This window comes from Agrobacterium tumefaciens, from assembly GCF_005221325.1.
Lineage (GTDB): Bacteria > Pseudomonadota > Alphaproteobacteria > Rhizobiales > Rhizobiaceae > Agrobacterium.
Genome location: NZ_CP039890.1, coordinates 115,623 through 136,665, shown reverse-complemented (window position 1 = coordinate 136,665; position 21,043 = coordinate 115,623). Strand labels below are relative to the sequence as shown.

23 protein-coding genes and 2 pseudogenes are annotated in these 21,043 nt (G+C 58.1%); 18 read left to right on the top strand and 7 right to left on the bottom strand.

Annotated elements, in window-relative coordinates; all coding sequences use genetic code 11:
- The first annotated feature begins 44 nt into the window (after positions 1 to 44).
- Genes CFBP5499_RS26165 through CFBP5499_RS26140 form a run of 6 tightly spaced genes read left to right on the top strand, consistent with a single transcriptional unit; the run spans position 45 to position 6,199 of the window.
- On the top strand, positions 45 to 848 hold the full coding sequence (locus tag CFBP5499_RS26165) for an SDR family NAD(P)-dependent oxidoreductase (RefSeq protein ID WP_175416936.1): 804 nt from the start codon (positions 45 to 47) through the stop codon (positions 846 to 848).
- Between the two features lies 1 nt (position 849).
- On the top strand, positions 850 to 1,707 hold the full coding sequence (locus CFBP5499_RS26160; RefSeq protein WP_080830491.1) for an IclR family transcriptional regulator: 858 nt from the start codon (positions 850 to 852) through the stop codon (positions 1,705 to 1,707).
- Positions 1,704 to 2,873 (top strand): acetyl-CoA acetyltransferase, encoded by a 1,170-nt coding sequence (locus CFBP5499_RS26155; RefSeq protein ID WP_080830490.1) that lies wholly within the window; start codon positions 1,704 to 1,706, stop codon positions 2,871 to 2,873. The genes CFBP5499_RS26160 and CFBP5499_RS26155 overlap by 4 nt, the downstream gene beginning before the upstream one ends.
- The gene (locus CFBP5499_RS26150) at positions 2,870 to 4,510 is read left to right on the top strand and encodes an acyl-CoA synthetase (protein WP_080830489.1); all 1,641 of its coding nucleotides are present in this window, start codon (positions 2,870 to 2,872) and stop codon (positions 4,508 to 4,510) included. The genes CFBP5499_RS26155 and CFBP5499_RS26150 overlap by 4 nt, the downstream gene beginning before the upstream one ends.
- A 31-nt stretch (positions 4,511 to 4,541) precedes the next feature.
- A complete protein-coding gene (locus CFBP5499_RS26145; protein WP_080830488.1) occupies positions 4,542 to 5,321 on the top strand; it encodes an SDR family NAD(P)-dependent oxidoreductase in 780 nt (259 codons plus the stop codon).
- Positions 5,318 to 6,199: a DUF296 domain-containing protein gene (locus CFBP5499_RS26140; RefSeq protein ID WP_080830487.1), complete on the top strand. Its 882-nt coding sequence runs from the start codon at positions 5,318 to 5,320 to the stop codon at positions 6,197 to 6,199. The genes CFBP5499_RS26145 and CFBP5499_RS26140 overlap by 4 nt, the downstream gene beginning before the upstream one ends.
- A 56-nt stretch (positions 6,200 to 6,255) precedes the next feature.
- Here CFBP5499_RS26140 and CFBP5499_RS26135 read toward each other — a convergent pair whose 3' ends face one another.
- Together CFBP5499_RS26135 and CFBP5499_RS26130 are read right to left on the bottom strand one after the other, a co-directional pair.
- Positions 6,256 to 6,663, bottom strand: a complete 408-nt coding sequence (locus CFBP5499_RS26135) for a PPC domain-containing DNA-binding protein (RefSeq protein ID WP_175416917.1) — start codon at positions 6,661 to 6,663, stop codon at positions 6,256 to 6,258.
- Positions 6,650 to 7,216: a DUF296 domain-containing protein gene (locus CFBP5499_RS26130; RefSeq protein WP_175416916.1), complete on the bottom strand. Its 567-nt coding sequence runs from the start codon at positions 7,214 to 7,216 to the stop codon at positions 6,650 to 6,652. Before CFBP5499_RS26130 ends, CFBP5499_RS26135 begins: the two co-directional genes overlap by 14 nt.
- Positions 7,217 to 7,377: 161 nt before the next feature.
- Here CFBP5499_RS26130 and CFBP5499_RS26125 point away from each other — a divergent pair, with 161 nt between their 5' ends.
- Complete coding sequence (locus CFBP5499_RS26125; protein WP_080830485.1) at positions 7,378 to 7,863, top strand: Lrp/AsnC family transcriptional regulator; 486 nt, start codon at positions 7,378 to 7,380, stop codon at positions 7,861 to 7,863.
- A gap of 45 nt (positions 7,864 to 7,908) precedes the next feature.
- Here CFBP5499_RS26125 and CFBP5499_RS30205 read toward each other — a convergent pair whose 3' ends face one another.
- A complete protein-coding gene (locus tag CFBP5499_RS30205; RefSeq protein WP_175416910.1) occupies positions 7,909 to 8,049 on the bottom strand; it encodes a hypothetical protein in 141 nt (46 codons plus the stop codon).
- Here CFBP5499_RS30205 and CFBP5499_RS26120 point away from each other — a divergent pair.
- From CFBP5499_RS26120 to treZ, 3 genes and pseudogenes are all read left to right on the top strand, one after another.
- Positions 8,048 to 8,652, top strand: a pseudogene (locus CFBP5499_RS26120) (EAL domain-containing protein); the annotation flags it as partial. The gene CFBP5499_RS30205 and the pseudogene CFBP5499_RS26120 overlap by 2 nt on opposite strands.
- Positions 8,553 to 9,008: pseudogene (locus tag CFBP5499_RS26115) on the top strand (glycosyltransferase); the annotation flags it as partial. The pseudogenes CFBP5499_RS26120 and CFBP5499_RS26115, both read left to right, overlap by 100 nt.
- Positions 9,009 to 9,034: 26 nt before the next feature.
- Positions 9,035 to 10,837 (top strand): malto-oligosyltrehalose trehalohydrolase, encoded by a 1,803-nt coding sequence (gene treZ / locus CFBP5499_RS26110; RefSeq protein ID WP_080830483.1) that lies wholly within the window; start codon positions 9,035 to 9,037, stop codon positions 10,835 to 10,837.
- On the opposite strand, the gene CFBP5499_RS26105 is transcribed toward treZ, so the two are convergent.
- Together CFBP5499_RS26105 and CFBP5499_RS30200 are read right to left on the bottom strand one after the other, a co-directional pair.
- Entirely contained in the window at positions 10,817 to 11,341 is a 525-nt protein-coding gene (locus CFBP5499_RS26105) for a sigma-70 family RNA polymerase sigma factor (protein WP_080830482.1), read from the bottom strand. The two genes, treZ and CFBP5499_RS26105, sit on opposite strands and share 21 nt — an antisense overlap.
- Positions 11,342 to 11,478: 137 nt before the next feature.
- Positions 11,479 to 11,646 (bottom strand): hypothetical protein, encoded by a 168-nt coding sequence (locus tag CFBP5499_RS30200; RefSeq protein ID WP_158523306.1) that lies wholly within the window; start codon positions 11,644 to 11,646, stop codon positions 11,479 to 11,481.
- Between the two features lie 148 nt (positions 11,647 to 11,794).
- Between CFBP5499_RS30200 and CFBP5499_RS26100 the strand changes: the two genes are divergently transcribed.
- A complete protein-coding gene (locus CFBP5499_RS26100) occupies positions 11,795 to 12,025 on the top strand; it encodes a hypothetical protein (protein ID WP_080830481.1) in 231 nt (76 codons plus the stop codon).
- Between the two features lie 21 nt (positions 12,026 to 12,046).
- Here CFBP5499_RS26100 and CFBP5499_RS26095 read toward each other — a convergent pair whose 3' ends face one another.
- On the bottom strand, positions 12,047 to 12,244 hold the full coding sequence (locus tag CFBP5499_RS26095; protein ID WP_080830480.1) for a hypothetical protein: 198 nt from the start codon (positions 12,242 to 12,244) through the stop codon (positions 12,047 to 12,049).
- A 187-nt stretch (positions 12,245 to 12,431) separates the two neighbouring features.
- Here CFBP5499_RS26095 and CFBP5499_RS26090 point away from each other — a divergent pair, with 187 nt between their 5' ends.
- From CFBP5499_RS26090 to CFBP5499_RS30195, 7 genes are all read left to right on the top strand, one after another.
- Complete coding sequence (locus CFBP5499_RS26090; protein WP_080830479.1) at positions 12,432 to 13,601, top strand: zinc-dependent alcohol dehydrogenase; 1,170 nt, start codon at positions 12,432 to 12,434, stop codon at positions 13,599 to 13,601.
- A gap of 9 nt (positions 13,602 to 13,610) precedes the next feature.
- Positions 13,611 to 14,405: an SDR family NAD(P)-dependent oxidoreductase gene (locus CFBP5499_RS26085; RefSeq protein WP_080830478.1), complete on the top strand. Its 795-nt coding sequence runs from the start codon at positions 13,611 to 13,613 to the stop codon at positions 14,403 to 14,405.
- A 290-nt stretch (positions 14,406 to 14,695) separates the two neighbouring features.
- Entirely contained in the window at positions 14,696 to 14,962 is a 267-nt protein-coding gene (locus CFBP5499_RS26075) for a SemiSWEET family sugar transporter (RefSeq protein WP_080830477.1), read from the top strand.
- A 115-nt stretch (positions 14,963 to 15,077) separates the two neighbouring features.
- Positions 15,078 to 15,257: a DUF2934 domain-containing protein gene (locus tag CFBP5499_RS26070; protein ID WP_080830476.1), complete on the top strand. Its 180-nt coding sequence runs from the start codon at positions 15,078 to 15,080 to the stop codon at positions 15,255 to 15,257.
- A gap of 307 nt (positions 15,258 to 15,564) precedes the next feature.
- Positions 15,565 to 17,640, top strand: a complete 2,076-nt coding sequence (gene glgX / locus CFBP5499_RS26065; RefSeq protein WP_080830475.1) for a glycogen debranching protein GlgX — start codon at positions 15,565 to 15,567, stop codon at positions 17,638 to 17,640.
- A 438-nt stretch (positions 17,641 to 18,078) separates the two neighbouring features.
- The gene (locus CFBP5499_RS26060) at positions 18,079 to 19,512 is read left to right on the top strand and encodes a PAS domain S-box protein (RefSeq protein WP_233284274.1); all 1,434 of its coding nucleotides are present in this window, start codon (positions 18,079 to 18,081) and stop codon (positions 19,510 to 19,512) included.
- Between the two features lie 789 nt (positions 19,513 to 20,301).
- Positions 20,302 to 20,472: a hypothetical protein gene (locus CFBP5499_RS30195; protein WP_158523305.1), complete on the top strand. Its 171-nt coding sequence runs from the start codon at positions 20,302 to 20,304 to the stop codon at positions 20,470 to 20,472.
- Here CFBP5499_RS30195 and CFBP5499_RS26055 read toward each other — a convergent pair.
- Positions 20,466 to 20,801 (bottom strand): hypothetical protein, encoded by a 336-nt coding sequence (locus tag CFBP5499_RS26055; RefSeq protein WP_233284273.1) that lies wholly within the window; start codon positions 20,799 to 20,801, stop codon positions 20,466 to 20,468. The two genes, CFBP5499_RS30195 and CFBP5499_RS26055, sit on opposite strands and share 7 nt — an antisense overlap.
- Positions 20,802 to 21,043 lie beyond the last annotated feature (242 nt).

Here is a 21,043-nt window from a genome sequence, read left to right as displayed (position 1 = left end):
CGGGGCCGACCCGACTATTTCTGAAGATTGCAATGGAGACTGTTTTGACAGGTCGCCTGACGGGAAAACGCGCCATTGTGTTTGGTGCAGGATCATCGGGTCCGGGTTTTGGCAATGGCAAGGCTGCGGCTGTGCAGTTTGCCCGCGAAGGCGCGCGTGTGGCCTGTGTCGATCTCTCCGCTGACGCCGCCGAAGAGACGGCGCAGATCATTCGCGACGAAGGTTTCGAGGCGATTGCGGTTGCGGCAGACGTCACGAAGCTCGATTCCGTAACGGCAACTGTTGCCCGTACCTGTGACGCTTTCGGCGGCATCGATATTCTGCATAATAATGTTGGCGTGACCCATATGGGCGGGCCTGTCGAGCTGGATGAGGAAAGCTTTCGCGCCTCCGTCGATCTCAATATCGGCTCCGTTTATCGCACCGCCAAGGCCGTGCTGCCGGTGATGCTGGCGCAAGGCGGCGGTGCCATCGTCAACATCTCCTCGCTCGCCTCCATCCGCTGGACCGGCTATCCCTATTTTGCCTACTACGCGATGAAGGCCGCCGTAAACCAGGCAACGGTGGCGCTCGCCATGCAATATGCCCGAGAGGGCATTCGCGCCAATTGCATTCTTCCGGGCATGATCGACACGCCGCTGATCTACAAGCAGATCAGCAGTCAATATGCCTCCGTCGAGGATATGGTGGTGGCGCGCAATGCCGCCGTTCCGGTTGGCCGCATGGGTGATGCCTTCGATATCGCCCGCGCCGCCGCCTTTCTGGCATCCGATGAGGCGAAGTTCATCACCGGCGTCTGTCTGCCGGTCGATGGCGGACAAAGCTGTGCGGTGGGGGCATTTTCCTGATATGGCGACGACGATCCCGACAGAAAACGATCTGACAGGTGCGCGCGCGGTAGACCGGGCGCTGGGGCTGCTCTCCATGGTGGGGCGTCATGCCGAACGCGGCGTGGCATTGTCGGTGATTGTCACCGAAAGCGGGCTGAACAAACCCACGGCTCGCCGACTGCTGCTGGCGCTAATCCGCGCCGGCCTCGTGGAGCAGGACGAGGAGACACGGCGTTATTATCTGGGTGAAGAGGCTTATGTGCTGGGCAGCCTGTCGTCGCGCCGTTTCGGACTGTTGCAAATGGCCCAGGACGGGCTGACACGTCTTTCCCGCCGCACTGAGGATTCGAGCTTTCTTTCCGTGCGCCGCGATACATTTGCGCTCTGCCTTTATCGTGAAGAAGGCACCTGGCCGGTACGTACCCATGCGCTTCAGGCCGGCTTTGAGCACCCGTTGGGCATTGGCGCCGGTTCGCTTGCCATGCTGGCGGCCCTGCCCGATGCCGAGGTGGAAAGCGTCATCGCCGCCAATGGCGGGCTGATTGCCGCAAATTATCCCGGTATCACCCCTGAAGGACTGCGCCGCGATGTCGAGTTGACGAGAGCCAATGGTTATTCGCTCAACCCCGGCCTGATCCTTTCGAATTCCTGGGGTATCGGCGTTGCCATCCGCACGCCTGACGGTGCGTTGGCAGGTGCGCTGAGCATTGCCGCTGTCGATAGCCGCATGCGCCCGGAGCGGCAGCCGGAACTGGCGGCGCTGCTGCGCGAGGAAGTGACGCGCATCGAAACACGCATTGCAGAAATGATGGCCAGCCGCGCTCGCACGCGCGGCGATGGTGAAACGAAGCGACAGGCAAGGAGAACGAGCAGATGAGCAAAGCACAGATCGTCGGCTGGGCGCATTCGCCTTTCGGCAAATCGGCCCTTGAAAATACCGAACAACTGATGGCCTCGGTCGTGACGCCGGCCATTGAGCATGCGGGCGTCCATGTCGGCGATATCGACGGCATTTTTGTCGGTGTGATGAATAACGGTTTCTCGAAACAGGATTTTCAGGGTGCGCTGGTTGCCATGGGCGACGAACGCCTCGCCTATACGCCCGCGGTGCGTTTCGAGAATGCCTGCTCGACAGGATCGGCCGCCCTCTATAGCGCCATGGATTTCATCGAAGCCGGGCGCGGCCGAATCGCGCTCGTTGTCGGCGCCGAAAAAATGACGGCGCTGCCAACGGCGGAAGTCGGCGAAATCCTGCTTTCCGCCTGCTACCGGGCTGAAGAAGCCGATATTTCAGGCGGCTTTGCCGGTCAGTTCGGGCGTATCGCAGAGACCTATTTCCAGCGTTATGGCGATCGCTCGGAAGAACTGGCGATGATTGCCGCCAAGAACCACGCCAATGGCGCGGTCAATCCTTATGCCCACATGCGAAAGGATTTCGGCTTCGATTTCTGCAACACGGTATCGGAGAAGAACCCTTATGTCGCAGGGCCCCTGCGCCGCACAGACTGCTCGCTGATCTCCGATGGCGCCGCCGCCATCATTCTGGCCGACGAGGAAACAGCCGCTACTCTCAACCGCGCCATAGGCTTTAGGGGCCGCAAGCATGTCAACGACATTCTGGCTCTAAGCCGCCGCGACCCACTGGCCTTCGAGGGCGCGCGCCGTGCCTGGGCTGGCTCGCTGGAACTCGCCGGAGCGACCCTCGATGACCTTTCCTTTGTTGAGACGCATGACTGCTTCACCATTGCCGAACTTATTGAATATGAGGCCATGGGGCTGGCGAAGCCCGGTGAAGGACATCGCGTTGTCCGGGAAGGAACGGCGCTGAAGACCGGACGCCTGCCGATCAACCCATCCGGCGGCCTGAAATCCAAAGGGCATCCGGTGGGGGCAACCGGGGTCTCGATGCATGTCATGGCCGCGATGCAATTGATGGGTGAGGCAGGCGATATGCAGATCCCCGACGCGTCGCTGGCCGGTGTTTTCAACATGGGTGGCACTGCGGTTGCCAACTATGTCTCGATCATGGAGCGGGTGAAATGACGATACAAAGCGCCGCGCAGCATCCCCCGGGCGGTGTTGCGCCGTCCACCACGCGAGTGATGAATCTCTCGCATTTCCTCACCCAGGCGGCGCGCCGTAACCCCGCCGATATAGGTTTCGTCTGGGGCGACAGGGCCTGGACCTGGGCCGAAATGGATGCCCGCGTCGATGCCATGGCGCAGGCGCTGGTCACCGAATTCGGCGTCAAAAAGGGTGACCGCATTCTGGTGCAGTCTTCCAATAACAACCAGATGTTCGAATCCATGTTTGCCTGCTTCCGCGTGGGTGCGGTGTGGGTGCCAACCAATTATCGTCAGTCGCCAGATGAAGTGGCTTACCTGGCCAAAGCCAGCGGCGCGCGCGGCATGATATGCGCCAGCGCTTTTCCCAATCATGCAAGGGCGAGCCGCGCGGCATCCGCGATTGATTTCACAATCGCCATCGGTCCGGCAGAATTCGGCGAGGACTACGATGACATTGTCGCACGTCATCTTGGCCAGAGGGTGAAAAGCGAGGCAGTGAACCGAGACGATCCCTGCTGGTTCTTCTTCACCTCGGGCACCACCGGCCGCCCGAAGGCTGCGGTGCTGACCCACGGCCAGATGGCCTTCGTCATCACCAACCATCTTTGCGACCTGATGCCGGGAACGGGAACGGGCGATGCCTCGATTGTCGTTGCGCCGCTTTCGCATGGCGCGGGCATTCACCAACTGGTGCAGGTGGCGCATGGGTCAAAAACGGTGCTTCCGGCTGTTGAAAAACTCGATGTGCCGGCTGTGTGGGCGCTGATCGAGAAGTGGCGCGTGACCAACGCATTCACCGTGCCAACCATTCTGAAAATGCTCATCGAAGACGCCTCGGTCGATCGTTTCGATCATTCGTCACTGCGCTATGTCATCTATGCCGGTGCGCCGATGTATCGCGCCGATCAGAAACGGGCGCTCGCAAAGCTCGGCCCGGTTCTGGTGCAATATTTCGGCCTTGGCGAAGTCACCGGCAATATTACCGTGCTTCCCCCTTCCCTCCACAGCACCGAGGATGGACCGGAGGCGCGGGTCGGCACCTGCGGTTATGATCGTACCGGCATGGAAGTGCAGATCCAGAACGACGCGGGTGATGAGCTGGGCGCTGGCGAAACCGGCGAGATCTGCGTTATCGGTCCCGCCGTTTTCGCAGGCTATTACGATAACCCGGAAGCCAATGCCAAAGCCTTCCGCAACGGCTGGTTCCGCACCGGCGATCTGGGCCACCGTGATGAGAACGGCTTCATCTACATCACCGGGCGCGCCTCCGACATGTATATTTCCGGCGGTTCCAACATCTACCCGCGCGAGATCGAGGAAAAAATCCTCATGCATCCGGATATCACCGAGACCGCGGTTCTGGGCGTGCCGGATGCGGTGTGGGGAGAAGTAGGCGTGGCGGTTTGCGTGGCGCGTCAAGGTGCTGATATCGCCGGTATCGACCTCAAGTCCTATCTCGAAGGCAAGATGGCTCGCTACAAGCTGCCGAAAACCGTTGTGTTCTGGGATGCCATGCCGAAATCCGCCTATGGCAAGATCACCAAGAAAATGATCCGTGAGGAGTTGGAAAGGCGCGGCCAGATCCCGGTTTTCGAAGAAAAACTGACCGGCTGAAAGCCGAAGCGCATGATCGGGAGGAGATGGAATGAGACAGCAGACGACACAGAAAAAAGGGGCCGTCGCCATCACTGGCGGCGCATCGGGCATCGGTTTTTCCACGGCGCAGCTTTTGATGGCGCGCGGCTGGCAGCCTTGGCTCTTGGATCTCAAGCGCGAAGCGCTGGATGCGGCCTGCGAAAAACTCGGCATCGACGCCTCGCGCGGCATCGTCTGCAATGTGGCGGATGAAGCCTCGGTAGAGCAGGCATTCACCGCCCTGACGGCCGGTAACAGAGAGCATGAGGTGGGTCTTGTGGCGGTGGTCAACAGCGCTGGCATCGGTATGGACAAGCTTTCCATCGATACCAGTGTCGAAGAATTTCGCCGTATCGTCGATGTCAATCTGGTCGGCAGCTTTGCGGTGGGGCGCGCCGCCGCGCGTTATTGGCTGGACCGTGAGAGCGCCGGTTCCATCGTCAATATCAGTTCGGTCTCCGGCATGTGCGGCAATCGTGGCCGCAGCGCCTACGGCGCTTCGAAGGGCGGCGTCAATCTTCTGACGATGGTGATGGCAAACGAGTTGGGTCAATCGGGCATTCGCGTCAATGCCATCGCTCCCGGGCCGGTCGATACGCCGCTGACCCAGGCCGTTCATACCGAAAACGTTCGCAACCAGTGGCACAGCCGCGTTCCCATGCGCCGCTATGGCACCACGGACGAGATTGCCTCTGCCGTGGCTTTCCTCGTGTCGGATGAGGCGAGCTACGTCAACGGACAGGTGCTGGCGGTGGATGGCGGCTTCATTACCGCTGGGCTTGTGGTATGACGGAGACAGGCACGCAGGAGCTTCCCCGCCGCATCGTCCATCCCGGACCGGTGACGCCCGAACGCTTTCGCGTCGTCGGCTGCCACGCCCATCCGGTCACGCTGACGGTGAGGCCCGGCGTATGCGTCAACGAAGCGATTGCTGATGCGTTTGCGGAGCAGGGTTTCGATGGCGGTTATGTGAGGCTTAAAAACGTGCCGATGAAGCGGCTGCATTATGTCATGCCCGCAGCCTCCCCCGATGACACCCATGCCGCCTGGTACAGCGAAACCTTTTCCATGCCTGATGGTACGATCATCGATGCCGGCCTGCATATGGGGCGACGCGACGGTCAGCCTTTTCTGCACTGCCATGGTTCCTGGAAAAGCGCTGAAGGTATTTTATCGATGGGGCATCTGCTGCCTTTCGAGGCCGAATTTGCCGGGGAAACACCGCTTGAGGCTCTGGCGCTGGATGGCGCGATCCTCGATGTGCAAAAGGATGAGGAAACGAATTTCCCCCTCTTCACGCCCATTGCGCAACCGCGCAATCAAAAGGATGCGGGCCTGAAGGCGCTGTTGTGCACCGTGCGGCCCAACACCGATATCTGCACGGCCCTTGAAGCGGCCTGCGCGCAATTCGGCCTGCGCGCAGCTGAGGTCAATGGTATCGGCAGCCTGATCGGTGTGGATTATGAAGACGGGACCACTCTCGCTGCCTATGCCAGCGAAATCCTCATTCGCAATGGCCGCGTCACGGGTGGTCAACACGCGGCGCTGGAGATTGCCATGGTCGATCTCACCGCCCACATCAGCGACGGGCGGCTGGTGCGCGGAAAAAACCCGGTTTGCGTCACTTTCGAACTGCTTCTTACCGAAAGAAAAGAGGCAGCCTCATGAGTTGCGCCGGGGCGGCTGGCGACACTGCGCCACTCGATGGCCGATCGTACTGCAATTCACGCCGCCTGCGGCTTCTCCGCGGGCAACCATTCCTCCAGCGTCACTTCAAAGGTCATGCATACGGGGTTGGCACCTGCAATGAAGGGGCCGCCGTAAACCGCGCCTTCTGTATCCGCGACTACGCCGGTCAGCGCGGCGCGCAGCGAACCGTCGGGCTGGGCGCGCACTTCACCGGCAATCGAGACGATTTCAACGGCGGGACCGCTTATCTGCAAAAACGCGCCGTTGCGCGTGCCGAGACATGCATCGACCAGGCTCCCAAGCGCACCGCGCACAAAAGCATTGCGGAACCCTTCGGCCAGGCACAGTTTTTCGACGCCGAGCACCAGGTCTTCATTTGGCGCGATACGGGCATAAGCCACACGGCCCATGGAGCCGGATTCAACATTGTCATGCGTGCTCATCGGCGCGCTCCGTGCGGTTGCGTGGCTGAAGAAGAGGAATATTGGTTTCGGGATCGAATGACTGCTGCAGCACGAAACTGTCGAGCGAGGTCACAAGCGCGGAAATGCCGCCTTCTCCGACAATACAGGATTCCGTCAGCAAATGGCCGCCCCTGACCACCCCCGCCACAGTCCGCATCGCCGCATGGCAGTGAACGATCGGCTCGCCCTTCATGCTGCGCCCAAGCGTGGCATTGCCAAAGACCAGCCAGGCTGCTCCTGCGTCGATGGGTTTCGTATAGGCGATGACCGCATTGCCGGAAGGATCAGGCGGGGCCACGCAATAGGACAATATGTCGAAATAACCGCCAAGAATGGTCAGAGACGCATTTTCGATGCCGTTTTCGAAGAGCGGCTGCACGATACCATCGTAAAGGCTGCACCCCGGCGCGATGAGCAGCCGCACATGCCGCGCAGATGGCGAGCGCAGGCTGTTGATGCGCACCGGCGAGGAGATGCCGGGATGTATCAGCGTTCTCGGCCTTGGAAAATGCTGTTGCTGTACTGGTGCCACGCCTGCTCCTCCGTGCTGTCTGTACCTTGCAGTACGGTACTCAAAGACTGGCCAAAGGTGCTTTCGAATGACACCGGCAAACAGCGGGCAAGAAGACACTTCTTTCGTAAGCGGTCTCATGGACGGCAGATTTTTTTGCAGCAGATTTCGGGGAGACCGGCATGACGAAGCCGCTGGACAGAATTGATCGCAAAATATTGCGGGCCCTGCTGGAAAACGGCAGGCTGAGCAACACGGAACTATCGGAAAAGGTGGGGTTGTCACCCAGCCCCTGCTGGCAGCGTGTCAAGCGGCTGGAAGATGAAGGGGTCATTCGTGGTTATACCGCCATTCTCGATCAGGCTCACCTGGGACTGACCGAGACTGTCATTATCGAGGTGATGCTGGAGCGCCACGATGACGAGGTTCTGGAACGTTTCGGCGCAGCCATGGCCGCCCTTCCGGAGGTGCTGGAAGCTTATCTGACCACCGGCGAATATGATTATCTCATCAAGGTGGCGGTGGCAGGAACCACAGGCTACGAGCAGTTTCTACGCCGCAAGCTCTACAAGATCGAGGGTGTGCGCCATTCCCGCTCCTGTTTCGCACTCAAATGTCTCAAGCACACATTGTCAGTCGTGCCCGATGCCGAGCCTCCGTCCGGCTGAGGGTCTGCGCACCTCGCCATCAATGTACTGCGACCGCGATAATCCCTATTCGGTGAAAGCTTCTTCGCGTTTGCGGCTGATGCTCGGCGACAGCACGAGCGCCAGCATCGCAATGGCAAAGATCAGCAGAGACAGGCTGAGCGGGCTGCGCAGAAAGATCGTCGGATCCCCCTGGCTGATCAGCATCGATGCGCTCGGAGCTCACATGCTGCGAACCTCGATCCGCCACGCAAAGAGTTGGCCCAACCTGGCCTTGTCGGTCAACGTCTCACCCGTCCAATTTTGCAATCCGGACTTTGCCGCGCAGGTTGTCGCCGTGGAGGTTGATTTCAACCCCAATTACCTTACTTTGAAGATAACTGAGGGCGTGCTCCCGAGCAAGCGCGTCGGTCTATAGACCAGCTCCGGCGGGTTGGCATCAAATTTGCGCTTGACGATTTCGGTTGAGGCTATGCGAGTATCGGTGCGCTGCGCCAATTCGGCTTTGATCGCATGAAGATCGATCGGTCGCTTGTGTCGGGCGTCGAGGAAAACGGCAAGGGGATTGATATCCTTGGCGCGACGATAGCCTTGGCGTCAGCAGTCCAACCAAAATCATCGGTCTTACGGGCGGGCGATGCCTCAAGCCGTGCAACCTCATCTAAGGCTCTTGAGGTTTGTACCGGCGCATTGCGGTTTGACGTCAGAAAATCCAGGCCGGCTCGGATTTCATCAGCCAGCCGTCGCGATTTGAACCATGCGGGCTCAAGCAACTCTATGCACTGCGATATGGCGCGCTGCCCATTGTAAGCCGCACCGGCGGATTGGCGGAAACCATCATTGATGCGAACGACGCCGCAATCGAAGCGAGAGTGGCGACTGGTTTTCAGTTCGAGCCGGCGAATACGGACGATCTGCGCGCCGCCCTCGAACGCGCCATCCATGCGTATAATGACAGGGAGCTTTTCAGGCGCCTCCAGGCACAGGCTATGGGCGCCAATTTTTCGTGGGACAAAAGTGTCAGGCAATACATGACGCTTTTCGAAAGCCTTGTCGACAACAGCGATCCCGAGAAGGCTTTTGTCGCCGATGTTCGACCGGAAGCCTTTGCAAAGATAAGAGCTCACAGGCGACAGACGGGAACCGCAGGATCATCGACAGGTTAGGCCACCGATAACCGGAGGCTCTGGTGATGAATGCAGCGAATGATCGCAAATGGGGCGTCCAGCGCAATCGATCGGGCGATACGGATTTCAGGATTTGGGCTCCCAGCTCAGCAACGGTGAAACTGTGGTTGAATGATGCGCAATTCGACATGCAGGAGATCGATGACGGCTGGCACCACATCACAAAACCCACCCAGATCGGCGATTGCTATTGCTTCGTGCTGGCCGATGGCCAAAGAGTCCCCGATCCGGCTGCCCATCAGCAGCAAGAAGGCGTGCTTGGTCCATCCCTGATCGTCAACCATGACTTCGCCTGGAAAAACCAGGAATGGAGAGGTCGGCCTTGGCACGAAGCGATTGTCTATGAGCTGCATGTCGGCACCTTCACCCCAGAAGGCACCTTTGCGGCGGCAGGGGAGAAACTTGAATATCTCGCCGACACCGGCATTACCGTGGTCGAACTGATGCCGCTTGCGACATTCGCAGGAAATCGTGGCTGGGGTTATGACGGCGTCCTGCAGTTTTCACCGCAACGGGACTACGGCTCGCCGGACGAACTGAAGGCTTTCATAGATAAAGCCCATGGCTACGGTCTCATGGTGCTGCTTGATGTCGTCTACAATCACTTTGGCCCTGCAGGAAACGCTCTTCAAGCCTACGTGCCCGCATTTTTCAAGAAGGACGCGACGCCGTGGGGACCCGCACCGGACTTTAACCGATCCGTGGTCCGGTCCTTCTTTCTTCAAAACGCATTCCACTGGCTGCAGACCTATCGTTTCGACGGATTGCGGATCGATGCCGCCGATCACCTCGCCGGTGGCGACGGTGAGGTCGATTTCCTCACCGAACTGGCGCGAGAGGTGAAACGAACGATAACGGGCAGGCATGTGCATCTCGTCATAGAGGATGCGAGAAACGCGGCGTCGCCAATGACACCCTCGGCTGATGGCGCGGTCCTGATCGACGCGGAGTGGAATGACGATTTCCATCACGTCATCCATGTTGCCACCACAAATGAAGACGGCGGCATCTATGGTGACTTTGCGACGAGGCCTTATGACAAGCTTCGCCGTTCGCTGGCCACCGGTTTTGTCTATCAGGGAGAACCGCGCCCTTCCCGTGATTTCGCAAGCAGCGGAGAACCGAGCGGCCATTTGCCGCCGCAACGATTTGTCAATTTTCTCCACAACCACGATCAGGCCGGAAACCGTTTATGCGGCGAAAGGCTGCGCGCCCTGATCCCGCCGCCCCTTTTCGAGACCCTCGAAGCAATTCTCCTTCTTTGCCCGCAGACGCCCTTGATCTTCATGGGTGACGATCATGGCACGACCAATCCTTTTTTCTTCTTCTCCGACCACCCCGATCACGACCGGGAACAGGAAATAAAAAACCGGCTTAAGCAGGCGGAAATGTTTCAGGGGAAACTCTCGCCCAACGTGCTGGAGATGGTGCGCGACCCAAACGATCCCTGCACAATGCGGCTCTCGACATTGAACTGGCAGCAGGCGGAAAGTTCGGACGGACAACTGGCCCGAGCAAGGATGACCGCATTGCTTGCGAAACGGCGCCGACACATTTGGCCCCTCCTCTGCACACAATTCGAGAAAGGGGTATCACTTGATTGCGAGCCTCAAAGCCTTGCGATCGATTGGTATTTCAAAACGGGACGACTGGAAATGCGCGCAAACCTTTCGGCAGACAAATGCGAACTGCCGCCGGTGAAGGGAGATATCCTTCATCGGCACGGCGACATTGATAACACACGATACGAAGGTTATGCGGCTCAGTTTGCGATCGATACGCACCACTCAGTCCAGACTTCGCCGTAGCGACTCCCGTGCCCTGTTGACACGGCTTTTGATGGTGCCCACCCGGCAGCCGCAAATGGCCGCCGCATCGGAGTAACTTGTCCCTGCGGCCACGAGCAGCAAAGCTTTTTTCTGATCCTCGTCGAGTTCGCGGATTGCCTGCATGACTTCCTGATGCTGCACACGCCATTCCTGGCTGGCAGGGGTGGACATGGATTGCTCGATACCAACAGGCAAGCCAACGCATTCACGTCTCGACACCTTGTAGCGGGTGCAGAACGTGTTTCGCAAAATGGTGAAAAGCCATGATTTCAGCGCCGTGCCGGGGGTAAAACCATGCAGAGACCGCAGTCCCCGCAACATCGTCTCCTGAACGAGATCGTCAACATCCTCCTCATTTCTGACGAAGCGACGGGCAAAAGCCGTCAAGGCCGGCGCCAGATCTGCAATACCGATGCGCAACGCCTCCAGTTGCGCTTCACTCAATGTGTTTCCGGAAACTCCATTCACAGCGTGGCTGGTCATTTTCCCATCCTTTCACGATGGGGAAATGCCTCGGCAGGCGCTTGGTTGCCGTACGCCAACGTACAATGACAACATCCATGGCGATCCGGGCGGCGTTGATCGGGAAAAGCTGAGCCGCGGGAACCCCGGCTTGACGGTCAGTTATCTTCCGCGCCGACAGCTGGTCGCCCGCCGTACCTCTGTTCGATCATGCGTTCCGCGTTTTTTCGCGTCTGTTCACGGTCCCGGCGGCTTTCTTCGCTATCGCCGGAACGGGCGTCGTCCGTACCGGGCTCCGGCTTTATATCGTCGTCTGGTCGGCTCATCACTTCATCTCCGCTCGTGAGTACAGGATGGGATCGGCTCATCCGGTCGCCTTCTAACCCCGGCGACGTGACGAGGTTCCGGCCTGGCGGAGGCTTTGAGGGAACAGGGATGAAGGAAAAAGGTTAGGGAAGCATCAAGGAGGATGTCATGAACAAGGACGACAAGCTCAAACAGATTCACAAGGACAGTGAGCCGCAATTTGCACGCGGCAAAAAAACCTCTGATAACAACGGGGTGGCGAGCGCGAAGCCAAGGGTCATCACCGGCTCCGACGACGCAACCGCCAACAAGCTGCCGCCCGGCGTCAAGAAACCCGAGAAGGATTGGGATATCAATTACGACGAACGGGAAACGAACGAGGGCGATTTCAGGGGGTAACCCTCTCGCAAACCGCGATATTCACCGGGCCAGGTCCTCGATGACAAGTTCGATGGACTGTGGCTCGGCGCCTTCCTTTGTCTGCACAGTCAGGACGCTGCCGGTGTTCAAGACGCCTTCAAGCACCGTACGCTCACCTACAATGATCTTAATCACCTTGGGGGTCGCAGCCTCGATATTCAGGCTGTTGCTGGTTTTGTGATCAACGATCTCTGTCACGGCCGGACCTCCGGTTCGAGGGAAGATAGGCGGCCTAACTTCGCTCGGGCACGCTTGTTCCCTCTTTTCGGTGACGACGCCCGGCCGGCCGCGATTGCCAGGACGGCGGGGAACTTTGACGACAGACCCCGGTTAGGCTTGAACCCGGCCCACCTGCCGCTCCATCGACCCGGAAGGAACACCGACAATGAAGGCATTGACCTGGCACGGTAAACACGACATCCGCTGCGAAACTGTACCTGACCCGCAGATCGAGCACGGTCGTGACGCGATCATCAAGGTGACCGCCTGCGCAATATGTGGCTCCGATCTCCATCTCTATAACGGCATCATGCCCGATATGCACGGCGGCGACATCATGGGCCATGAGACCATGGGCGAAGTCGTCGAAGTCGGTAGCGACAATAAAACGCTGAAGGTCGGTGACCGGGTCGTCGTGCCCTTCACCATTGCCTGCGGTGCGTGTTTCTTCTGCAAAAGAGGGTTCTATTCCGGCTGCGAGCGCAGCAATCCCGATCCACATAAGGTCCGTGAAATGTGGGGGAATTCCCCAGCCGGGCTGTTCGGTTATACCCACCTTCTGGGAGGCTTCAGCGGTGGCCAGGCGGAATATATGCGGGTGCCGTTTGCCGATGTCGGACCTATTAAGGTTCCGGATGGGCTGACGGACGAGCAGGTGCTGTTTCTCTCGGATATTTTTCCGACCGGTTACATGGCGGCGGAATTCTGTAACATCCAGCCCGGCGATACGATTGCGATCTGGGGCTGCGGCCCCGTCGGCCAGATGGCAATCCGTTCCGCCTTCCTCCTGGGTGCGGAACGGGTCATCGCCATTGATGCCGTACCGGAACGTATCGATCTCGCCGCTGCCGCGGGCGCACTGACGCTCAATTACCTGGACGAGGACATTTACGAGCGGATCATGGAACTGACCCATGGTCGGGGTGCCGATGCCTGCATCGACGCGGTAGGGACCGAGGCGGATCCGGCTGCTGGATGGGATTCCAGGCTCGACCGCATCAAGGTGGCCACCTTCATGGGCACCGACCGCCCGCATGTGCTGCGGCAGGCGATCTATTGCTGCCGCAACTTCGGCACGGTCTCGATCGTTGGCGTCTATGGTGGTTTTCTGGACAAGATTCCCATGGGTTCAGCGATCAATCGCGGCCTGACATTTCGAATGGCCCAGACGCCGGTGCAGGCTTATCTGCCCCTTCTGATGGAGCGGATCGAAAAGGGGGAGATAGATCCCTCCTTCGTCATCACCCACCGCGCCAGCCTCGAAGAAGGTCCCGATCTCTATAAAACATTCAGTCACCGCGACGACGGCTGCATCAAGGTCGTTCTGAAACCATAGGAGGCGAACATGAACCCGGATATATCCACCAAGGGTCTTGCCGTGGTCACTGGCGCCTCATCGGGCATCGGTTACGAACTGGCAAGATACGCGGCGCAGGACGGTTACGATCTCATCATCGTGGCTGACGAGGCCGAAATCGAAACTGCGGCGACGCACCTGCGGGCAGTCGGCACTGAGGTGGAAGCCGTGCAAGTCGATCTTTCGACACAAGTGGGCGTCGAGAAACTTCTCTCCCGCATTGCAACGAAAGAACGTCCGGTTGACCTGCTGTTCGCGAATGCAGGACAGGGATTGGGCCACGGTTTCCTTGACCAGAAAATGGATGCGATCCAGCGGGTGATCGCCACCAACATCAGCGGCACCATTGCGCTGGTGCATGCGATCGGTAGTGGCATGCGTCAGCGCGGCAGCGGGCGGATCCTGTTCACGGGCTCCATTGCCGGTTTCATGCCGGGGACGTTTCAGGCGGTCTATAACGCCACCAAAGCCTTCATCAATTCCTTTTCATTCGCGCTTCGTGAGGAGCTGGACGGCACCGGCGTTACGGTCACCTGCCTTATGCCCGGAGCGACCGAGACGGCGTTTTTCGAGCGCGCTGATATGCTCGAAACGCCAGTCGGGAGACAGAAAAAGGACGATCCCGGCTTCGTGGCGGAAATCGGTTACGACGCGATGATGAAGGGTGAAGGCGATGTTGTGTCCGGCTGGAAAAACAAACTGATGTCAGCGGCGGCGAATGTGACGCCTTCTGAGACCCTCGCAAAACAGCATCGCAAAATGGCGGCCCCGGAAGAAAAGTGACTCCGGCTGCTTTATGGCGGAAAGCCTCGAATCACCTTGCCGACCTGACAAGTCCCGCCGCATTCGACAATGTGACCCGCGAGGTGCTCCCCGATGAAATGGAGCGGTTCATACCTTTCGTCACAAAGGGCGAAGACGTACTTGAGCTTGTTGCCGAATGCCGTTCCTAGCGCGTGGGGGAAACTTACATCCACAACGTCTCTCGCGATCAGCAGGGCTTCATCCGCTTCATGGGAGGGGAAGTTCTCCCCGCCATCGCACGAACTGACAGTTAAGAGGAATTGTTATTGATGGATGCTGATTTGCTGGTTGGCTATCTTGCCTCCATATGCTCCGTGGCGAGCTTCATACCGCAGGTTTGGAAGGTCTTGAAAACGGGAGACACCGCAGCCATCTCGGCGCGCATGTATGTGCTCACCGTGATCGGCTTTGCGCTCTGGACGGGGTTCGGTCTTCTTCGCGGCGAGTGGCCGATCATTTTGACCAATTCCATCTGCTTTTGCCTGTCCGGCGTTGTCCTTTCCAGAAAGCTCAGGGCTCGTAATCGCGCCGGGTAAGATTATCAGACAAAATTCCTGCCTGTCTGCCCTCGCTGTCCCCATCCTGAGGAACTTTCGATGGCTGCGACGGTTCGGCAGCATGATACCGGTTTGAACCAAATAGGAGGATGAAATGGGTACTGATCGCGAGGAATGGATATCGAAGCGCGCTTATGAACTCTGGGAGCAGGCCGGTCGGCCTGAAGGACAGGACGAAGAACAGTGGCACCTTGCCAGTGCCGACTGGGAGACCGAATTCGGACCCGTCGAGCCACCTTCTCCGGCTGACGGCTCCCCGGGAAAAAGCGTCTGACGGAAGGCGAAATTGTTCTCCGATTTGAAGGCGAAGGATAGGCCGTCTTCGGCGGCCGCCTTATCGAGCATTGCGAGGGACATCCGAACAGGCCCGATGCCGGTATATCATTCGCCAGCCTTCCGACAGTCTGTCGGAAAGCTCTGATCGCTGAAGTGCAAACGCTACAGGACAATATGCCTCATCGCCGAACGGAACCGTTTCGGGCCCCTAGGTTACTGACGTGGCTCAAAATCGGCGCGCTCTAAGCCAGATATGCCGGCAACACCCGGCCTGTTCCCATCCCGCCAACTTTCCAGAGGTAACAATGATCAGCAGAAATTCCCGTATCATCGCCGGTGACCACCGTCAGCTCGGTGCGATCGCAGACAATGACGGCGTGAACTTCGCGTTGTTCAGCGCGCATGCGGAACGGGTGGAACTTTGCCTCTTTACAGACGATGGGAGGACGGAGATCGAGCGTATCGAACTTCACGAATATACCAACGAGGTCTGGCATGGTTATATCCCGGGCCTGACGCCAGGGGCGCTTTATGGCTACCGTGTTTACGGACCGTTTGATCCGGAGAATGGCCACCGTTTCAACCCTCACAAGCTGTTGCTTGACCCCTATGCGCGCGAACTCGTCGGTGAGATCGAATGGGGGCAGCCCCAGTTCGCATATGTGTCGGCTAGTGTGGACAAGGACTTGTCCTTCGACAAAACCGACAGCGCTCCGTTCGTTCCCAAAGCTCGGATCGTCGGGCGGGCCGACGCGCCAAGGGGTAAGCCTCGCCCCGATATTCCCTGGTCGAAGACGATTTTCTACGAAACTCATGTCAAAGGTTTCACCCAGCTTCATCCCGCCGTGCCGGAGGCTCTGAGAGGTACTTTCGAGGGGCTTGGGCAAAAGGAGATCGTGGACTATGTCAAAAGCCTTGGCGTAACCTCCATCGAGCTGCTTCCCGTCCACTGGTTTCCCGACGATGCCCATTTGCTGGAAAAAGGTCTGCGGAATTTCTGGGGGTACAACACGCTGGCTTTCTTTGCACCGGCTAACCGCTACTTTGGTCCCCGGGGCGTTCAGGGCTTCCGCGACATGGTCCGAGCCTTTCACGAGGCGGGGATAGAGGTCATCCTCGACGTCGTCTACAATCACACCGCCGAAGGCAATGAAATGGGGCCGACACTCTCCTTCAGGGGTATCGACAACTTTTCCTATTATCGCACCTTGCCGGGTCAGGCGCGGTATTACATCAACGATACAGGAACCGGGAATACGGTGAACACCTCCCATCCGCGGGTTTTGCAGATGATAACGGACTCGCTTCGTTACTGGGCTCAGGAGATGGAGATCGACGGGTTCCGATTTGATCTCGGAACCATTCTGGGACGTGAGCCCGAAGGTTTCGACCAGCGCGGTGGCTTCTTCGATGCCGTTGGACAGGACCCGGTTCTGTCACGCCTGAAGCTCGTGGGCGAGCCGTGGGATATAGGGCCCGGCGGCTACCAGGTAGGCGGGTTTCCACCTGGCTGGGCAGAATGGAACGACAAGTACCGCGACACCGTCCGGGACTACTGGAGAAACCGGGATGGCACGACCCGGGACTTTGCCGCGCGTGTTCTGGGCTCCGGCGACGTTTACGACTTGCGCGGTCGACGCCCCTGGTCGGGCGTGAATTTTCTGACTGCCCATGACGGCTTTACGCTCAACGACCTCGTTTCATACAATGAGAAGCACAATCAGGCGAATGGTGAGGACAACAGGGATGGTCATGGTGATAACCGGAGTTTCAATTTCGGTATCGAAGGCCCATCGGATGACGAAGGGATCATTTCTCTTCGCGACCGCCAAAAACGAAACTTCCTCGCTACGTTGTTTCTGTCTCACGGAACCCCGATGCTCCTGGCCGGCGACGAGTTCGGCCGCAGCCAGATGGGCAACAACAACGGGTACTGCCAGGATAACGAGCTGAGTTGGGTTCATTGGGACGGGCTGCCGGCAAGCGCAGCGCAACTGCGCTATTTCGTCAGCAGATTGATCTCATTGCGGAATGAACACTCGATTTTGAGGCGGGATGACTGGCGCGACGGGATGGTCATCACCTGGTACAATCCCGCAGCCAGCGAACAGACGCAGGAGGAATGGGACGATCCCGGAGCCACGACGATCGGACTGCGTGTTTGCCGCGATCATGACGAAGAGGAGGGCTGGGACGATATTCTCATTCTGTTCAATCCCCATGATGGGCCGGTGCCATTCGTGCTGCCGCAGGTAGAGGGAGGCTGGGTCGAGGTTCTAACGACAGCCGATCCCGACATGGCCGACCGAAAAATTGAAGCCGCTGAATATGTCTTAATAGAACGCAGCCTTGTTCTGCTACGTTCAAGGAAGGACCTTTGAACGGTCGAATAGTCCTTTTCAAAGTGAAGATTGCCGCACATCATTCCCAGATGGGGACTGAACATGCAGCCGATGGTGACGACCGCTCGCGTCCCGCTTCATTCAGAGAATGCTCGATCATAAGAGCCACAGCACTGCAAACCGCCGTCAGGAGATAAAGCTATTAAGTCGAATATTGAAGCGCGCCGTCAGCTCCGCAGCATAAGACAGCAGCGAAGCGCTTGGCGCTCCATATCAAGGATGTAGCGACGTGAGCGGCCGACTACGCACCGATCAAGACAGTGGCGGAAAGATAAAGGGAACACGAGAGCGACCATGTTCCGAGTTGCCAAGTCCCTTTTCAACAAAGGTAACTTTTGATGCTCAACAATAGGGTTTCAACGAAAGCGAAGCCATATACTGGCCCGAGGATTAACACGAGCAAGTCAGAGGTATCAGGTGCGTGATTACAATCGTGATGATGACAATCGAATGTTTCCTTCCGATACCGTGCGCGCGCTGTCCAGCGATGTCTCGAACGGGGACTTGACGTCGCGCGACTTTCTGCAGGTATCGCCGATTGCAGGTTATCTCACCGATGAAGCCGGCACTCTGATATTCTACAACGAGTTGGCCGCTGACATATGGCAGCTCAAGCCGCGTTTAAAGGACGTCAGGTACTGCGGATCCCTTAGGCTCCACACGCCAGATGGCGAGCCACTGCCGCATGTGGAGAGCCCCATGGCGATAGCTCTGCGGGAAAAGCGACCGGTGCGAGATCATCATTTGCTTGTGGAGCGACCCGACGGAAGCCGGCTTCCCGTCCGTGCGTTCGCAACTCCGATATTCAATAGCGGCGGTGTCCTCTCCGGCGGCGTCAACATGCTCATCGAAGAGCCCGATGATCCATTCACCGATGAGATCACACAGCGTATGACAGCCATAATCCAGTCCTCTGACGACGCAATTCTGGCAAAAGATCTGAACGGTATAATCACGGACTGGAATCGCGGCGCTGAACAGTTGTTTGGTTATACCGTGGAAGAAGCGGTGGGCCGTTCGGTCACGATGCTGATCCCTCCGGATCGAGCGGATGAAGAACCCGCCATTCTTGCGCGCCTCCGGCGCGGCGAAAAGATCGATCACTACGAAACGGTCCGCAAGCGAAAGGACGGCACGTTTGTCGATATCTCCTTGTCTGTATCGCCGATCAGAAACCGCATCGGTCACGTCATAGGTGCTTCCAAAATTGCGCGCGATATCACGGAACGCCGGCGTGCTGAAGAACAACAACATCTGTTGATCCAGGAGATGAACCACCGTGTAAAGAACCTCTTCACCGTGGCGAGCAGCATAGTTTCGCTCAGTGCAAGAACGACGAAAACGTCGGCTGAGCTCGCAGCCGCGGTTCGGGAGAGGCTTAACGCTCTTTCACGGGCGCATATGTTGACAGTTTCGCTAACGTCCCTCGAATCTGATCGCCTTGCCCAGGCGACCACACTTCACTCGCTGATCAAAACAATCCTCGCCCCCTACGGCCAGGGAGCGGCTTCTCACGTGATCATTAGTGGCCCGGATATTGATATTACAGGCGGTTCTCTGACGAGTTTTGCGCTTCTGCTACACGAGTTCGCAACCAACGCCGCAAAATACGGTGCTTTGTCAACCGAACAGGGACGCGTTGAAATTGCATGTGAAAGCGACGACCAGCTGTTCACTCTCACCTGGACCGAGAAAGGTGGGCCGCCGGTCAAGCGAACGTCCGACGGGGAAGGTTTCGGCACAATTCTCGGTCGCGCGACCATTGGTAGCCAGCTAGGTGGAGAAATTCACCGCGACTGGAAACCTGACGGCCTGGTCATCCGGCTGAGCGCCGCTCGTGACCGTCTCTAAGCCGAGCACGAGACGGCGTATTGCTGGGTTTTGTTCTCTCGCATCTTGTCTACTTACGACCTGAAAATGCGATTGCCCTGACGTCGGTTCCCCAAACCATCCGTTCGGCCGGGGGCATGCGTTCGCTTTTATGGTTCGTTCTTCGAAGGAGTGACAATCATGCGAGACGTCACCGCAAGCACCTTGTAAGCCCGACGATCCGAAAACAACTCACGGATCGACCTGGCGAACCAGACCCAAGAATGAGGACATTTTCACCAACAACGACGAAGGAGCGCCACCAGTCCCGGTCGGCCAGCCTGGTGATCGCGAGCGAGGATCTGGGACCAACGGCCCCATGCGAGGCCACTAAGCTTCCCTTTGCAAGAATGGAGACGATGGCAGCATTCTGATAATGCGCCGCAGTGCGAAGCAGTGGTTGCATTTTTACGCACGTTCCGGATTGATGGCGCTTCGGAGGCGCTGAAGAGTGCGAAGCAGGCCTTCCTTCGAACCGATCGCACCGTCAAGCCTCACGAACATTGGGGCTAGATCAAGGCAATCAAGGGTTGATTTAGGGTTGCCAATTATAGGGGTCGACTCTCGCTACGATAGGAGTACCATCCAATGCATTGCCACCAACCGAATTCATAGGCGGTGGCACCTGAGGGTTACTACGTGCTCCCGCCTATTCGTGTGGAGGACGGCCGTGTGCCCCAGCCAGAAATTTCTCGTAATTGCTTGCTCCGACGTATCCTTATCCGTTGGGCCAGTCGCTTCACCCCCAACGAAGCGCTACAGGTCCACCTTGTGGAAAAGACGATCAGCGAAATCCTCCGGGAATTTCCAGTAATCGACGACACATCTCCCATTGATGTCGAGCTGTTTTCGACGATGCGGCGGGTGATGCTTCGGGAATTTGGTGTGCAAGGTCTTGATGCACCCTCTTCAGGCGAAGGCGCGCGCGTCAACGATCAGTGAAGAGTGGACGACGGGCCCGGTCGGCCAAAGAGCGCATCGGCTATTTTTCGAAGTTGCGTCGAGTCGTCACTCAAGACGTAGCCCGCCGAATCCGCCCTCTGGACGGAAGCAAAAACAAAAGGCACCTTCATCGCGTCGAGAAGCATGGCCAGGTGCATCATGGTTTCTTCATCGACTTCGGCATCGATGATCGCGGCATCGACCCCACCGTCTTCCAATGTCTGCAAGACCTGCCTAACAGAAGAGAAGGGGCCGACAACAGTTGCTCCAGCGGCAACGATCTGCACGCGACATCTTGCCGTCAACAGCGCCCGCTGCTCCACAACCATCAGCCTCTTGCCCCTAAAGACGCGTAGCACAGGAATGTCCTCAATTTGTCCCCGCCCCTGCTGCGCCCTACGCAAGCAGTGCCGACATCGCCTCTCGCTATACGCGCTTAGCTTGTGAATTGTAAGGCAAGCAAGATACAATGGCTGTCAACGCCCCCGCAACAGAACCGCGCTGTGGCCCAACGGTTCCCATGAATCCTCATTGAGCTCTTATAGGCACCACGGTTTTGCAAAATTTTTGA